The following is a 16,355-nucleotide window of genomic DNA, read 5'->3' as shown; positions in this document are numbered from 1 at the left end:
TATAATTTCTATTATTTGAATTTTAACTATTTTTGAGTTTATTTTAGAAAGGAAACTGGTAAAACTATGATTAATTATGAAGATATAAGAATTAAAAAAACAATAAGGAATATTCACAAGTCCTTTATTGAACTTTTTAAAGGAAAGGATTATGAAAAAATAACTGTAAAAGAATTAATTGAAAAAGCTGAAATTAGCAAAAAAACTTTCTATCGTTATTATTCATCCATTGATAACTTATTTTTAGAAATACAAGACAAAATTACTGACGAATATATACAAAAATTTTCATTGCTTTCTTTTCCTAAAGATTTAAAAAATATTATTAATACTTTTATTGATTTTTCAGAAATTTATGGAAATGCTCACGACAAAATAATAATTGATTCAAAAAATGATTATGTATTACAAAAAATGATAAACAATATTATTAAAAAAACATGGGAAAAGTCAGAATTTTTTAAAGAAAAAGAGCCCTATCTACGTAATATTATTTTATCATTTGTATTTTCATCTATTTTAGGAAGTTATAAGCAGTGGATAAATGATGGAAAAAAAATACCATTGCAAAATTTTATAGAGACAATAGAAAGTCTTGTTTACAACGGTATTAAAAATTTTTAATTTAAACAATTATCAAAAAAACAATTTTTTAAAATAACCTTTCTTGAAAGACAACAGAATCTTTGATTTTAATAACTTCCAAATTCTTCTTAAACTTCCTGAAAATTAAAATTCAATCCCAATCTATCGCCTGTTGAGGTATATTCCCTAAATTTATAAATTAATGGTTTCCATTTCTTTGTATCGATGTGAGAATCATCCTTCATTATTTTTTCATCAACAAAAATCCCCTGTATTTCACAGGTTACTATGGCAAACCAGTCTTTTTTCTGAATATCTGTAACTTTTGCCTCTATGTGAATTGGACACTCCTTTATTCTCACAGAATTTACCATTTCACTAGCTAGTTCAGTAAATCCTGCAATCTTAAACTTATCTTCACAGTATATATATCCAAGATTCTGCTTTACTTCTGATATTTCTGTATCGCCTGTAAATTTTTCAATCTTTTTCACACTTTCGTACAAGTTTTCATCTGGAACATTAAAAGTTACATCCGATCCAGCTTCAATATTCTTAAATCCTTTATTTCCAAATCCTATTCCCACAACTATTGTTTTTCCAAGTACAAATGAAGATGATAACGGAGTTATGTTACTTTTTCCAGTTTCTTTATCTTTTGTAGTCATCAGTAATACTGGAAATCCATAATAAAATCCATTTTTCTCTAATTTTTTAAACATAATTACCACTCCTCTTATCTGTAAATTTTTATGTGTCTTTTTAGTAATTATACTCTTCAAATCTTTTTTCTCAATTTGCAAATAAATATTTTATTATTCTGTTATTTCAATCAAATTTCCTTCACAATCCTCAACAACACTCTCATAATATCCATCTCCAGTCGTCCTAGGTCCGCTTAAACATCTAAACCCATCATTTACAAGTCTTTGTGTCAATTTATCGACATTTTCTTTGTTTCCAACGCTAAAAGCAAGATGGATAAAGCCTTCATTCATTATTTTATCATTTCTTTCCGAAAGTTCAGGACGTGACATTATTTCAAGCCGTGCTTCACTATCTGGAAAAGTTAGGAAGTAAGTCTGTAATCCAGTATTTTTATTATGATATTTCTCATTTGCCTTTGCTTCAAAATATTTCTCATAAAATTCCCTTGTTTTTTCCAAATCTTTTACATAAATTGCTACATGATTTATTTTCATAACTAATCTCCTTCAATATTTTTTATAAAATTTATTTTTTATTCCAATCCTTCTATTTCTTTCTCAATTTGACTTTTTCCATCAACTAAATCCCATTTTTCATAGAGTTTTTCAATTCTTGGCATAAATATTCCAAGTAAAGGTCCAAAAAGAATCATGCTAATTATCGTTCCTTCACGCAGACTCCATTCTATAGGAAATACAAGTGTCAAAATAACTACAAGCCCAACGCAGAAAAAATCTATCCATTGCCTAAATTTTGCAAAAGGAATCCCAGTTTTTGCATGAATCGCACTGCAAAAACCTTCCAAAGCAAACGTTGGTAATCCCAAAACTACTATTGCTCCCATTGTAAAAGCGACTGATACAAGTACTATAATATTAGTTGTTATTCTGAAAATATAGTTACTAAATGCCATATTTTTAAAAACTACATATACAAAAAAATTAATTGAATATCCCAGCAACATAGAAATAGGTATTTGTAAAAAATTTATCTTTTTAAATTCCTTTTTTAGTAAAATAAGTTGTCCCAATACACATAAATAATTACATATTATCGCTACTGTTCCCATTTTTATTCCTGTCAAAAACGAAAAAGACAGTGCCATCGCATCCCAAGGCCCAACTCCTACGTTCATCTTTACCAAAAGCGCTAATTCCATCCCCGCTAATATTGTAAGTAATATGAGCAATCCATATGCTCTTATCATTCTATTCATTTTCTCTCCATTTCTCCATTCTAAATTCCTATTTTAAAACACAGCCTCAATAACCCCAAAATTAATAAATGTACAGGATAAAACAAATAATTCAAAATTTTATTCTGTTTTCCTCTCTCCCCATTATAAGCAAGTGTCAAGCCAAATCCTAACAAAGCCCACGGAGTCTTAACAATCGAAAGATATCCTCCTATAATTGATAATATTGGATTATTACCAAATATATAGAAAAAATATGCAATCAAAATTCCGTGATATTCATAATCCAATCCCCAAATCATGGACAACAGGCAAGTTGTTATAACAATTATTATTGAAACAGGAAACCATAATACTGGAGGAATTATATATGATTTTGGCACTTTCAATTCATCAATAACCCAAATCATAACTAATGCTAAAGCCAATGTAAACATTACGTTATTTGAATTTGGCTGAAAAAGTACTGCCGACTGGAACAAGTCAAATGGAATTTCAGAAATAATTCCAAAAACAATCAGATTTAAAAGATATTTGAATCTATTTCCTGTTTTAAAAAAACCTTCCACAAGAAAAAACATAAAAAGCGGAAATGCAACTCTTCCCAAAATATCAAATACATCGCTCACATATCTTAAAAATCCATTTTCTGTTAGCAAAGGATACATCAAAGCCTTATTCACGTGATCAATCAACATTGATAAAAAAGCGATATATTTTAATTGTGCTCCTGAAAAGACTCTTATCTTGCTAAATCTATTATTTCCATAAAATATACTCATACCAATTCTCCCTTTGTATTTTTATTTTTTATAAAATTCTGATATTATTTAAGTTTCTCAATTTCATTTTAATACTAAACCCCTGTTTAAATAGCGAATTTATTAAAATTTTTTTTTAAAAATAAAAACCTAATATTTTTAAACAATTAAAATATAATTTTTACTTTTTTAACAAAATCTATCATAAACTAATCTGTCGGAGCGTTTTTCTGTGCTGGCAAAACTGTTTGAGCATAGCGAGTTTTTTGTCAGTGCAGAAAAATGTCGTAGACTAGCCATAGGTTATTGCGTAGCAATCTTGCCAAATATTTTGATTATCAGGATAAACCTTTACTGCAAGATAAGGTTTTGCGGCGATGAGCAATCCTACGAAAATAAAAAAGAAAAAAGTTGAATAATTATGAAATAGTTATTATAAAAATTTATTCCTATTTTCAGAAGGTTTTATTATTACATTTTTATTTTTTCTATAATTCGCATTTTATTTAAGTTTCTCAGTTTCATTTTAAAAAGTTTGATACAAAAGCAAAGGGGATTCGCTATTTTAAAAATCCTCTTATTTTTTACTAATTTCTTCAATAAATAATTTCAAATGCTAATCCAAATCTTCTCCATTACTTGCAATAACTTTTTTATACCAATCAAATGATTTTTTCTTGCTTCTCTTCAATGTTCCATTTCCATCGTTATCTCTATCTACATAGATAAATCCGTAACGTTTTTTCATTTCTCCAGTTCCCGCACTTACTAAGTCGATAGGCCCCCAAGTTGTATACCCTAGAAGTTCTACTCCATCCAGTTCAACCGCTTCCTTCATTGCCTTTATATGATCTCTTAAATAGCCAATTCTATAATCATCTTCCACATATCCATCTGCATTTGGAACATCCACGGCTCCAAGCCCGTTTTCCACAACAAATAACGGTTTTTGGTATCTGTCATAAATTTCGTTTATTGTCGTTCTAAATCCTAACGGATCTAATCCCCATCCCCAGTCTGTCACTTCAATATACGGATTTCTCATTGTCTTTAGCAAGTTTCCTTCTCCAAGTCTATCAGCTTCAGCAGAGATACAGCGAGTTGTATAATAAGAAAAACTTACAAAATCAACTGGATTTTCTCTCAAAATTTGCTCATCTTCATCTGTAATTCCAATGTTTATATTTTCTCTTTCAAAAAATTTCTTAGCATAGGCAGGATAATATCCACGAGCCTGCACATCTATGAAAAAATAATTTTCTCTGTCTTTTTCAAGTGCAGTCCATACATCTTCAGGCTTAGAAGTAAGTGCATAAAATTTCCCGGCTGCAAGCATACATCCAATTTTATTTTCCGGATCAATTTCATGCCCAATTTTTGTAGCCCAAGCGCTTGCCACCAATTCGTTGTGTGCCGCAGTATATAAAACCTGATTTTTATTCTCCCCTTCTTCAAAAACAATTCCTGCTCCCATAAACGGTGCATGTAACAAAATATTAATTTCATTAAATGTAAGCCAGTATTTTACAAGTCCTTTATATCTAGTAAAAATTACAGTACACAATCTTTTGTAAAAATCAATAACTTTTCTGTTTCTCCATCCGCCATATTCTTTGATTAAGTGAATAGGAAAATCAAAGTGCGTTATTGTAACTAATGGCTCAATACCGTATTTTCTACATTCCTTAAATACATTTTCATAAAATTCAAGCCCTTTTTCATTTGGAGTTTCTTCATCTCCATTTGGGAAAATACGAGTCCATGCTATCGACATTCTATAGGTCTTAAATCCTATTTCTGCAAATAATGCAATATCTTCCTTGTATCTATGATAAAAATCAATCGCCCCTTTAGCAGGATAAAAATGCTCATCGTCAAATTCCAGCATTTTTCGCTCGCCAGTAATCACAGCAAGCCTGTCTTCCCCAACTGGCGACAAATCCACATTGGCAAGCCCTCTTCCATCCACATTATAAGCTCCTTCAAGCTGATTTGCGGCAGTAGCTCCGCCCCATAAAAAGTCTTTTCTAAATCCCATTTCTACCTCCTCCTAAAAAACTTTTGTATTTAATATTTTTAATAATTTTATTTACATCAAAAATATAGCACTAAAATCTCACAAAAACAAGAATATTTCTTATTTTTTTATTTTCCCCTTTCATTTTTCGTAATTTTTTTCCTTCTCAAGTTTACTAATAAGTATCCTTTATTTTTTTACAAGATTTTTCTTTAGCGAAATATTAACAATCTGAAAATAAAAAAGGCAAAACCAAAGGTGGAAAACGTTTTTTAGAAGCATTTCCCGCCGTTTCAGTTTTGTCTAATCCAAATAGTAATAACCTTAATTTATAATTTTACATATTCTTTACATAAATATTATACCCCAACTTTTGTATTTGTCAATAGCAGTTTATTTTTTATTTTTGTTTTTCCATTTGAAAAATTATTCTGTGTAATCAAAGTCTTCTATTATTTTTTCAAGATTTTTCATAGTAAAATTTTTTCTCAAATGTTCCAATTTTCTCTTCAGTTCTTTTTCTTTCTCAAATATTCCAAGTTTGCTCTCATATTCATCCAGTTTTTGAACTCCTTTTTTTATATTGTCAAAAACTGCCTGTCTTGTTACTCCATACTGTTCAGCGATTTCTGAAAGGGAACTGTTCTCTTCAAGATAAAGTTCCAGATACTGCCTTTTCTTTTTCGGGAAAAGTTCGCCATAATAAGAAAATAGCACAGAATATTTCAAAAAATCTTCTAATTTATCCATAATTTATTCAACTCCATTTTTTATAGTTTATCCTGTTTAGTTTTAAATTACTAATTCTTTAATTTTCTTACAGCTTTATTTTTCCAAACATACTGTTCCATTTTATTTTTATCAATCTCTTTTTTTACAATCTTTATTTTTTCTAAAATATTTTTATAATTGTCATTTTCAGTTCCCAAAATACTTTTATAAATTTTTTTATATTTTTCTATCAACTCTAAAGTTTTTTTATAGCTTTTGTTTTCAAAACACACATTTACTAAGTTATTCAAAATATTTAAATATAAGTTACTGTTTTCTCCAACTTGATTTTGTAATATTTCCAAAGCTTTTTCCATGGTATTTTCTGCCAATTTCTTTTCATCAAGCTTTATGTAGGATTTTACCATATTGCTTAATATAATTGCTTCCTGAATTTCGCTATTCTCCAACTCTTTTAATATTTCTAAACTTTTTTTCTGCCATTTTATTGAATCCTGATACTGTTCACACTCTTCATAAAAAAGCCCTAAATTATTACATATCCCTGAAAAAACATATCCATTCCTAAAATTATTTTTTTTATAAATTTTTATAGCCTTATGATATTTTTCCTCAACTTTTTCATACTTTTTCATAACTCTATAAACTTCAGCAATATTAGCATTACAAGTTACAAAAGCAAGACTATTTTCTCCATAATTCTTTAAAACAATTTTTTCCGCCTTTGTTAATAGCCTTATAGATTCTTCAAATTTTCCCACATATTTTAACGCATTTCCAAGTTCTGTCAGAATCTTCGCATTCTCTTCACTTTCCTGTCCAAAAACTCTCTTAAACAATACTCTTAATTCTCTTAAAACATTAATTTCTTTTTCAATTTCGCCATTATTTAAATATTCTTCTCTTTTTGCTAGCAATTCTTTTATTCTAGCCTCTTTTATTTCCTTTTCTCTCCCAGTCATCTACAAGTTTCCTTTTTTTAAAAAATTTTATTTTCTAATTACAATGCCATTATTTATTTATAATACCACAAATTCTACAATAAATCTAATTTTTTTCAAGAATACTATAGTAAAACTAGTTTAAAACAGAACTCAAAAATTATGACTATTTTACTCAAACTCTAAATTATATAATTTCTATCAGTTCAATTTTAAATGGGTTCGAGTATAATACAAATTTCATCAATTCGCTATTCTATAATTTATGTTGTGAGATAATACATATGTGACAAGAATATACAAAAAAAGAAAGGTTTCTGATATAATGTAAATCTACCAAACCACATTAAGGAGAAACCTTTCATATGAGTAGTATATCAGAAATATACCGTGTTCGTCAACGGGCAATTGAGTATGCAATAAAACATAATAATAATTCAAAGGCAGCAGTGAAGTATAAGACATCACGTCAGCAGATAAAACGTTGGAGAGACAGATACGACGGAACAGTCCAGTCTCTTCTGCCAAAAAGCAGAAGACCTAAAAGCCACCCAAACCAGCACACGCAAGAAGAAATAGAGCTGGTTATGAAAAAGTACAGGAAATTTGGCTATGAAGGGCTGGCAGAAGTCTATGTTAAAGCAAGAAAGGAAGGCTACAGCCGTACATACGATTCAATGTGCAAGATAATAAGGAAAATGAAGGGCAATGCCAAAGAAAAGCCTAAAAAGCAGCATAAAAGAAAAAGAAAGTTGAACAGGCGAAGTACCTGGGGAAAGAGTGCAGATAGACATAAAATATGTTCCAGAAGAATGCATACAGTTTGGAACACGTGACCAGAAGTATTATCAAATAACAGCATTAGATGAATATACAAGAAAAAGAGTGTTAAGGATAGCAGATGAAAAAAGCACCTATCAGACTGCAAAGTTTCTAGAGAACTTGGAAAGGGAGCTGGGATTTGACATAAAGAAAGTTCAGACAGATAATGGGAAAGAGTTCACAAATTCTGAAAGTGATAAGAAAACACTGTTTGAGCTGAAACTGGAGGAGAAGGGGATAGAGTACGTGACAACCCGTCCATATTCGCCATGGGAGAATGGAAAAGTGGAAAGAAGCCACAGGCTTGACAGCAAGTACTATGCAGACAAGAAATTTAAAAGCAAGGAAGAACTGTTAAGGGCAATAAGGAAATACAATACAAGATACAACAACATATCAAGAAAAGTACTGGGCTTTAAGAGTCCAAATGAAGTATTAAAAGAGTACAAGGAAAATCAGTAGGTTAAAGATACATTAGGAAAGAAATATTTTTTAATATATTTTTGTAACAAATGTTTGACATCTATACACATCAATTCGCTATTCTATAATTTATATATGGAAAAAATAATAAAATATATGCTATAATAACAAAACGAAATTTAGCAGTAAAGGAGGAAAATTATGAAAGAAATGTTCAAAAGTAAAATAGAAATTATAGAATTTCTAAAAAATACTATAAAAATAAGCGAAAAAAAGAATTAAATGACAATACAAAACTGTTAAATGAACTAAATAGAAAATTGAGACTGCTGAATGAAAAATTGAAGCAAGCAAAATTCAATAAAAATAAAATTAATAAAAAAATAGAAAAGATTCAGGAGGCAAAAAGTGGAAAAATATCAATTATTAATATAAATAGTTATATTATCAGAATTTTGTTTATAACCTTATTTTATATTTCTTTTTTAAATATATCGTTAAATTTAAAGGGATATAATTATTTTATCTATGTTTTTGCCATAATCATCATTATCTTATCACTTTTTTCAATATTAATTACCACAATTATAAAAAAGAAAATTTTTAGTGCCTATTATTACAATTTCAATATAAAAAATATTTCCTGCAATAATAATATTTCTTGGAATAGGATATTTTCTTAATTCCCACAAAAATGAGCTGGAAATGTTAAATAAAAAATCTATTCTGATAAAAAATGCTGAAATAAATTCCATTGATGACTTAAAAAACAGTTCCATCGAAATAATAAACAAAGACAGCAAAATAAAGTGGAAAATAGACAAAAACCTAAAAATTATAACTTATGAGGATTCTCAAAAGGGCTTTATAAATATTAAAGATACTGTGATTGATGATAACAACAAGGTAAATTTATCTTTTATCAATGAAAAAAATGAAATTATGTGGTTAAAAGGAAAAATTATTTATTTTAACTGGGATATTGTAAAAATAAAACTAAAAAATAAAGAAACTATTGAAGGAGAAGTATACGGAAAAATAATTAAACTGGAAAATGGTGAAACTTTAATATTAAATAATAATTTTGAATTAAGAGACACTAGTAAGAAAATCAGTGATTTTGGGGTAATGGGAACAAATTTACAGATAAAAAAGACAATAAATATATTTTTATTTGTATTTTTAATAATTTTTATTCTAATAGAATATGAGTATTACAATTTTCCATTTGAAGAAAAAGAAAAATTATTAACTCTCTAATGTCAGATGAAAAAAACATACAGACAATAAAAAAATCTGTTTTTGCTATCCTAAGAACAATAAAGCTTATAATGTTCCCAATAGCATTAATTCAGACTCTATTAATGAGAAATATAATATTTAATTTGTTCTTTGACACAAATTCAAAAAAAGGTTACAGTCTGACAAGCATTATTTTTTCATATTTCTCAAAATCTTACCTGCTAATTTTTATTATGGTTCTTCTTCCAATATTCATTGAAATTTACAAAATTTTAAAATTAATTGAAAAATATATAAAACTTCACCCAGAAAAGACTTCCTTCAAAAAAAATATAAAAAAATCTTATTCTAGAATTATGATATACAATCCCAGAAAAACAAATAAATGTATTCATATTCCAAAAAAAACTAATAAAAAAAATTAATAAACTTTTATAAAATTATCATAATTTTAAAATGACTTTACTATAACAATTTTTATTTGGAAAAAATCAAAAAAAATTGTATAATTTAATTGGTGATGATAAATAAAAAACTGTAAATTACAGTAAATTAATTAGGAGGAAATATGAAAACATATTTAGTGACAGGTGCAGCAGGCTTTATCGGTGCCAATTATTTAAAATATATTTTGAATAAATATAAAAATGATGAAATTAAGGTAATTGTCGTAGACGTGCTAACTTATGCTGGTAATTTAGGTACGATTGCTGAAGAAATTAAAGATGAAAGAGTAAAATTTGAAAAAGTTGATATTCGTGACCAAAAGGAAATTGCGAGAATTTTTTCTGAAAATGAAATTGACTTTGTTGTAAACTTTGCAGCCGAATCACACGTTGATCGTTCTATTGAAAATCCGCAGATATTTTTAGAAACAAACATTCTTGGTACGCAAAATCTTTTGGAAAATGCTAAAAAAGCATGGACTGTTTCAAAAGATGAAAATGGATATCCAGTTTACAGAGAAGGTGTAAAATATTTACAAGTTTCCACAGACGAAGTTTACGGAAGTCTTTCAAAAGATTATGACACAGCGATTGACTTGGTAATTGATGATGAAGAAGTGAAAAAAGTTGTAAAAAATAGAACGAATTTAAAAACTTACGGAAAAAATTTCTTCACAGAAAAAACTTCACTTGACCCAAGAAGCCCATATTCAGCTTCCAAAGCGAGTGCCGACCACATCGTAATTGCCTACGGTGAAACTTACAAAATGCCAATAAATATTACAAGATGTTCAAACAACTACGGACCTTACCATTTCCCAGAAAAATTAATCCCACTTATGATTAAAAACGTACTGGAAGGTAAAAAGTTGCCAGTTTACGGAAAAGGGGACAATGTAAGGGATTGGCTTTACGTAGAAGATCACTGTAAAGGAATCGACTTAGTTTTAAGAAATGCCAATATTTACGAAATTTACAATATTGGTGGTTTTAACGAAGAACAAAATATTAATATTGTAAAACTGGTTATCGACATTTTAAAAGAAGAAATTGAAAATAATGACGAATATAAAAAAGTTCTAAAAACTGACTTGCAAAATATAAATTATGATTTGATTACTTATGTTCAAGATAGACTTGGACACGATATGAGATATGCTATTGACCCTTCTAAAATTGCAAGGGATTTAGGATGGTATCCAGAAACAGATTTTGAAACAGGTATCAGAAAAACTGTAAAATGGTACTTGGAACATCAGGACTGGGTAAATGAAGTAGTCTCAGGAGATTATCAAAAATATTACGAAGAAATGTACGGAAATAAATAATCAAATTTATATAAAAAAAGGAGCAAATTAATGAACAATTTTACAATAAAAGAAACCCCAATAAAAGATTTAGTAATAATCGAGCCAAAAGTTTTTGGAGATGAAAGAGGATTTTTTATGGAAACTTACAACCAAAAATCCTTTGAGGAATTAGGACTTACCATGAACTTCGTCCAAGACAATCACTCAAAATCCAAAAAAGGGGTTTTACGTGGACTTCACTTCCAGACAAAACACACTCAAGGAAAATTAGTACGAGTAATAAAAGGAAGTGTCTACGATGTGGCAGTTGATTTAAGAAAAGGAAGCGAAACTTTTGGAAAATGGTACGCAGTAAAATTATCTGCTGAAAACAAATTAATGTTCTACGTTCCAGAAGGCTTTGCACATGGATTTCTAACACTTGAAGATGAAACAGAATTTGTTTACAGATGTACAAATTTATATGCTCCAGAATACGACAGCGGACTTTTATGGAGCGACAAAACTTTAAATATCGACTGGAAATTTGAAGAATTTGGAATAAATCCCGATGAACTGACAATTTCTGAAAAGGATAAAGTTCAACAGAAATTTGATAAAAATAAAAATTATTTTGAATAATAAAAAAATCTAAAATTAGCTATTTCTTATTGAGATAGCTTTTTTCTTTTACAAAAAAGACAGAAAAACTTTTTTCAAAAATCTTCCTGTCTAATTCACCTATATTCACGCTAATCAAATTAATACTAAACTCCGTTTAAATAACGAAATTATTACAAACTTTTCTAATTAATAAAGTATATAAACCTAATATTTTCAAATAATTAAAATATAATTTTCATTTTTTAATCAGACTCTAATATAAATAACCCGTCGGAGCATTTTTCTGTGCTGGCAAAACTGTCTGAGCATAGCGAGTTTTTTGGCAGTGCAGAAAAATGTCGTAGACTAGCCATAGGTTGTAGGATTTGCGGCAATGAGCAATCCTACAAAAATAAAAAAAATGATTTAATTTAATGATTATGAGTTAGCTATTAAACAATCCTATTATAAAAATTTATTCCTATTTTTAAATGGGTTTGGTATAAATTATTTTTTCTGATAAACCCTTACATAATCAACTTTCATTTCTGTCGGAAAGTTGACATCCCCATCTTCTCCAGTTTTCTTGCTCAAAGCAACATTTATCATTATGAAATATGGTTGGTTAAATGGGTTTTGTAACCCTCTTTTTTCCAGTTCCTTGTAAGAGAATTTTTTATATACTTTATTATTAAATAACCATTTTATTCCTTTATCATCCCATTCCACGGCATAAGTATTAAAGTTTGTCAATTTTTCCCTAGGCCATTTACTTAGTTTATAATCATCTCCATCAAATGTCTCATAAGTATTATCACTTTTAAGAACGTGAAGTGTCCCTGTCGCACGTCGCATATCATCTCCATAAGTTTCCACTATATCGATTTCACCATTTGCATTTCCATCCACTTGAGAATATCCTGCGGGCCACATCCAAAACGCAGGCCAAGTCCCAATTCCTTCAGGCATAGCCGCTCTCATTTCAATTTTTCCATACTGCACATTATAAAGATTTCTTGTGTGAATCGCACCTGAACTATAAAGAATACGTCTTTCTACACCATTAATATTAACTTTTTTATCAGTTTCCTTCTTTAGTGTTATAATCATATTCCCATTTTCAACTCTAACATTATCTCTCAAATAAAAATGTTTCGCATCAAATCCATATTGATTGACCAAATTTCCATTTTCATCTAAATAGTTCCCCGCATTCCAAGGATTCCCATTTTCCCAATAAGCCCATTTCGTACTATCTAGCTGATTCCCATTAAATTCATCATTCCAAACCATTTTCCAGCTTTTTCCTGTTACTTTGGAAATAAATCTGTTCAACTTACTTCTTCTAGAGCTTTTCACCTCAACTTCAGCTTTCCCTTCTATATTTCCAATCTTTTGTTGTACTTCACTTTCAATAACCTCGATTTTTTGAGAAGTATCTATCTTCTTATTCTCACCTGCTGCAAATACCATATTTCCAGCCAGTACAAACAAAACTGCCCTTAAAAAAATCTTTTTTTTCATTCTTCTTTTTTCTCCTTTTTTAATTATCTTTTTTCATTTATAAAAGTTTAAAATCCCTAATAACTACAATATTTTTACAATTTTTCTCCAGCACCTTTACCGTAAAATTTTAATATTTTGCATAGAAATTCTTGTATTCATTGAGTTTTTATATTATTATTTTTACAATTATCTATAAATTATACTTACATTTGTAAAAATTTAAAACAATTTTATAACATACTCTCAAGTATTTTATACTAATTCACAAATAAAATCAACTAATTTTTTATTCCGTAGATTATATAATTGTGACAATCCTAGAAAATATAAAAACCATGATAATTTCTTGTTAACACTATTCTCCGTTAAAAAATAAAAATTAATTTTTATAATAAGATTGTTCAATAACTAATTTATAATCATTCAAATTTTTTTATTTTTTATTCTCGTAGGTTTGCTCATTACCATAAATCCTTATCTTGAAGTAAAGATTTATACTAGCAATTAACATCTACATCAGTTTATTAAAATAAAAAAATTATATTTTAATTATTTTGAAATACTAGATTTTCATCCTTTATTAGAAAAGTTAGTAATAATTTCATTATTTAAACAGGGTTTAGTATAAAATGTTAATTACTACAAAAATATTAATAAAAAAATATATTATGAACTATGAATATTTTACCATAAATCAAAAAATAAACTAAAATACTACTAAAATAAAATTAATTACTAAAATATTTAATAGATACAGAATTAATATTTACCCATTAATAACAATTAATATTATCCTAAAAATGACAATTAAACATAATACAATAACTAAACTTTATTACCCACAATATTCTAAATTCATAATACCATTAGATTTTCAAACAAACCTACTTTGTAAAATAAGTAAATACAATATTTCAGTGGTAACCTATTTTCTATATTTTTTCATACATTCTATATTTTTCTCTTTCCGCTCCTTATCAAAAAACCATCCCCACTTATTAAAATACTTTATAGCTGATTTTACATGCATCATCATCATTTTCCATGACTTATAAGATGCCTTCCCATGCTCATGAATTATTTTTGCTTCAGGATAAAAAACAACCCTATACTTCTTACCAATCTGTCTACATAAGTCATAATCCTCCATATACATAAAATATCTTTTGTCAAATCCACAAATCTCCTTTAACACATCTGTACGAACAAAAATAAAGCATCCTGATAAAATTGGAACATCTATTATTTCTTCATAATCATACCATTTCATTTCATAATCATAATCCAATTTGTCAACAATCGCCTTGATTGGCAAAAACCTCCTAAATATTAAATTCATAGGCGATGGAATTAATCTGCAAGATTTTGTTACTTCTCCATCAACTCCATATATTTTTGGCCCAATCTGTCCAATATCTTTATTCTCTCTCATGTATTCTACAATTTTCTCAATAGTATTTTCTTCAAAAAAAACATCAGCATTCACCATCAGATGGAATTCCGACTTTACTTCTCCCAAAATCAATTTCTTAATTACAACATTATGCCCTGCTCCAAATCCATCATTTGAATTATTAAAAATATACTCAATTCTATCATCTGAGAATCCTTTTATAACTTCTCTCAATTCATCTTTTTCAGAATTATCAGAAATCCATAACTTAAATCTAATTCTTATCTTTTGAAAACACCCAATAATCTTTCTTAATTCATCATGCTTCGTATTATATGTAACAATACAAGCTGTAAAATCATACATAATCCAACCTCTATACATATTTTTTATTTATAAAATTATACCATTTTCCCTATAATCAAACAACTAAATTTTTACATACACTATATTCATCTTAATTTTACCATTTAAAAATTAAAATCTTGTATAAATCACTATCCATTCAAAATATACAATGATTCAAAAGTTTGTAAAACCTTTTTTAAAAAATTTTTTATTTATTCAGGCTCTATAATATACACGGGTGCAAAAAAATAAAAGGAGTAAAAATAGAAAAAATTACCTGCCAACAATATCTACCATGTATATGAAACAAGATATAATATAAAACTGAATTATTATAACACATGTAATACAAGGATTGAATTTACATAATTACAGAAACTGTTAATACAAAGAAAACTATGTTACGAGAACAGTAGAATTATACTTCATGTAGAAAAACAGATATGTACTTGTACTACATATGACAAAATAATAACTTTTTTAATAGAAATTATAGACAGGAATTACACAATTTCAAATAAAATAAAAGATAAGATAAGAAGAAAACTTTCAGAGATAAAGTCATTCGCTCAGCAAGAAAGATAAGAAAATACTAACATGTAATATTTCATGACATTAAAGTTTCAACAAGGGCTTAGAACAAAGTTTTTAAGTATATATGAAATATAAGATGTTACTGTATTCAGTAATGAACTGAAAAAATTGATATAAGAACTGAAGAAATCTGGAATAAATGAATGTATTAAATTGAAAGAAACATTATCAAACTGGAAAAAAATAAGTAATATACAAAAATATAATGTAAATAAAGGATTAGTTGAAGGGAAAATAACAAGGTAAAAATAATAAAAAGCTATCTTCTAGGATAAAAAAATCAATAAACTTATTAAACATTAAGGTTGTCAAACTTTTTTTACCTTCATGCTTAACAAGGAATTTAAATTTTAAAAAAATTTTTTAATCAATTAAAATATTGGACTTGTATTTCGGATATGGGGACGTCTTATGGAAGAGCTGTATAATGAAAAAAAAGCAAAAAAAAACTTCCGAGGGAGGAAATTAGATGATAAGGGGTATAAAAAGAATGGCGTCCCCGGTTGGACTCGAACCAACGGCCCTCTGATTAACAGTCAGATGCTCTAACCGGCTGAGCTACGGAGACGCAAAAGAAAAAAAAGTTTGGCGGCTTCCTATTTTCCCGGGACGAATCCAAGTATCGTAGGCGCAGGCAGACTTAACTGCCGGGTTCGAAATGTGACCGGGTGTATCCCTGCCGCTATGATCACCAAACTTTTGAATATAGATTGCATTGCCTAAGGCAATGGGAAATAAATAGCAGAAGCA

14 protein-coding genes, 1 tRNA gene, 1 rRNA gene and 1 pseudogene are annotated in these 16,355 nt (G+C 28.2%); 6 read left to right on the top strand and 11 right to left on the bottom strand.

Going from position 1 to position 16,355, the window contains the following annotated elements; translation table 11 throughout:
- Positions 1 to 66 precede the first annotated feature (66 nt).
- Complete coding sequence (locus FVE75_RS00415; RefSeq protein ID WP_147004727.1) at positions 67 to 624, top strand: TetR/AcrR family transcriptional regulator; 558 nt, start codon at positions 67 to 69, stop codon at positions 622 to 624.
- Positions 625 to 713: 89 nt separating this feature from the next.
- Here the strand turns inward: FVE75_RS00415 and FVE75_RS00410 are convergent, their stop codons facing one another.
- From FVE75_RS00410 to FVE75_RS00395, 4 genes are all read right to left on the bottom strand, one after another.
- Positions 714 to 1,307, bottom strand: a complete 594-nt coding sequence (locus tag FVE75_RS00410; protein WP_147004726.1) for a flavin reductase family protein — start codon at positions 1,305 to 1,307, stop codon at positions 714 to 716.
- Between the two features lie 93 nt (positions 1,308 to 1,400).
- Entirely contained in the window at positions 1,401 to 1,787 is a 387-nt protein-coding gene (locus tag FVE75_RS00405) for a VOC family protein (RefSeq protein ID WP_147004725.1), read from the bottom strand.
- 38 nt (positions 1,788 to 1,825) lie between these two features.
- Positions 1,826 to 2,509 (bottom strand): YczE/YyaS/YitT family protein, encoded by a 684-nt coding sequence (locus FVE75_RS00400; protein ID WP_147004724.1) that lies wholly within the window; start codon positions 2,507 to 2,509, stop codon positions 1,826 to 1,828.
- A 20-nt stretch (positions 2,510 to 2,529) separates the two neighbouring features.
- Positions 2,530 to 3,270: a TraX family protein gene (locus FVE75_RS00395; protein ID WP_147004723.1), complete on the bottom strand. Its 741-nt coding sequence runs from the start codon at positions 3,268 to 3,270 to the stop codon at positions 2,530 to 2,532.
- Positions 3,271 to 3,481: 211 nt separating this feature from the next.
- On the opposite strand from FVE75_RS00395, the gene FVE75_RS00390 reads away from it, so the two are divergent.
- A complete protein-coding gene (locus tag FVE75_RS00390) occupies positions 3,482 to 3,664 on the top strand; it encodes a hypothetical protein (protein WP_147004722.1) in 183 nt (60 codons plus the stop codon).
- 201 nt (positions 3,665 to 3,865) lie between these two features.
- Here FVE75_RS00390 and FVE75_RS00385 read toward each other — a convergent pair whose 3' ends face one another.
- The 3 genes from FVE75_RS00385 to FVE75_RS00375 form a co-directional block, all read right to left on the bottom strand.
- Complete coding sequence (locus tag FVE75_RS00385) at positions 3,866 to 5,287, bottom strand: 6-phospho-beta-glucosidase (RefSeq protein WP_147004721.1); 1,422 nt, start codon at positions 5,285 to 5,287, stop codon at positions 3,866 to 3,868.
- 405 nt (positions 5,288 to 5,692) lie between these two features.
- Positions 5,693 to 6,016, bottom strand: a complete 324-nt coding sequence (gene ylxM / locus FVE75_RS00380; RefSeq protein ID WP_147004720.1) for a YlxM family DNA-binding protein — start codon at positions 6,014 to 6,016, stop codon at positions 5,693 to 5,695.
- 50 nt (positions 6,017 to 6,066) lie between these two features.
- Positions 6,067 to 6,960, bottom strand: coding sequence for a tetratricopeptide repeat protein (locus tag FVE75_RS00375; protein WP_147004719.1), 894 nt, complete (start codon positions 6,958 to 6,960; stop codon positions 6,067 to 6,069).
- 344 nt (positions 6,961 to 7,304) lie between these two features.
- On the opposite strand from FVE75_RS00375, the pseudogene FVE75_RS11890 reads away from it, so the two are divergent.
- The 4 genes and pseudogenes from FVE75_RS11890 (at position 7,305) to rfbC (ending at position 11,803) form a co-directional block, all read left to right on the top strand.
- Positions 7,305 to 8,223, top strand: a pseudogene (locus FVE75_RS11890) (DDE-type integrase/transposase/recombinase).
- Positions 8,224 to 8,889: 666 nt separating this feature from the next.
- A complete protein-coding gene (locus FVE75_RS11125; RefSeq protein ID WP_232052561.1) occupies positions 8,890 to 9,444 on the top strand; it encodes a hypothetical protein in 555 nt (184 codons plus the stop codon).
- Between the two features lie 550 nt (positions 9,445 to 9,994).
- Positions 9,995 to 11,200 (top strand): dTDP-glucose 4,6-dehydratase, encoded by a 1,206-nt coding sequence (locus FVE75_RS00360; RefSeq protein ID WP_021744573.1) that lies wholly within the window; start codon positions 9,995 to 9,997, stop codon positions 11,198 to 11,200.
- 30 nt (positions 11,201 to 11,230) lie between these two features.
- Complete coding sequence (rfbC, locus tag FVE75_RS00355; protein ID WP_147004718.1) at positions 11,231 to 11,803, top strand: dTDP-4-dehydrorhamnose 3,5-epimerase; 573 nt, start codon at positions 11,231 to 11,233, stop codon at positions 11,801 to 11,803.
- A 468-nt stretch (positions 11,804 to 12,271) separates the two neighbouring features.
- On the opposite strand, the gene FVE75_RS00350 is transcribed toward rfbC, so the two are convergent.
- The 4 genes from FVE75_RS00350 to rrf all read right to left on the bottom strand — a co-directional run bounded on the left by FVE75_RS00350 (position 12,272) and on the right by rrf (position 16,301).
- Positions 12,272 to 13,288, bottom strand: coding sequence for a glycoside hydrolase family 16 protein (locus FVE75_RS00350; protein WP_147004717.1), 1,017 nt, complete (start codon positions 13,286 to 13,288; stop codon positions 12,272 to 12,274).
- 907 nt (positions 13,289 to 14,195) lie between these two features.
- Entirely contained in the window at positions 14,196 to 15,029 is an 834-nt protein-coding gene (locus tag FVE75_RS00345; protein WP_147006419.1) for a glycosyltransferase family 2 protein, read from the bottom strand.
- Between the two features lie 1,067 nt (positions 15,030 to 16,096).
- Positions 16,097 to 16,173 (bottom strand) — tRNA-Asn (locus FVE75_RS00340).
- Positions 16,174 to 16,188: 15 nt separating this feature from the next.
- Positions 16,189 to 16,301, bottom strand: a 5S ribosomal RNA gene (gene rrf / locus FVE75_RS00335).
- Between the last annotated feature and the right edge of the window lie 54 nt (positions 16,302 to 16,355).

Source organism: Leptotrichia hongkongensis, from assembly GCF_007990635.1.
GTDB lineage: Bacteria > Fusobacteriota > Fusobacteriia > Fusobacteriales > Leptotrichiaceae > Leptotrichia > Leptotrichia hongkongensis.
This window is presented reverse-complemented; position numbering and strand designations above follow the sequence as displayed.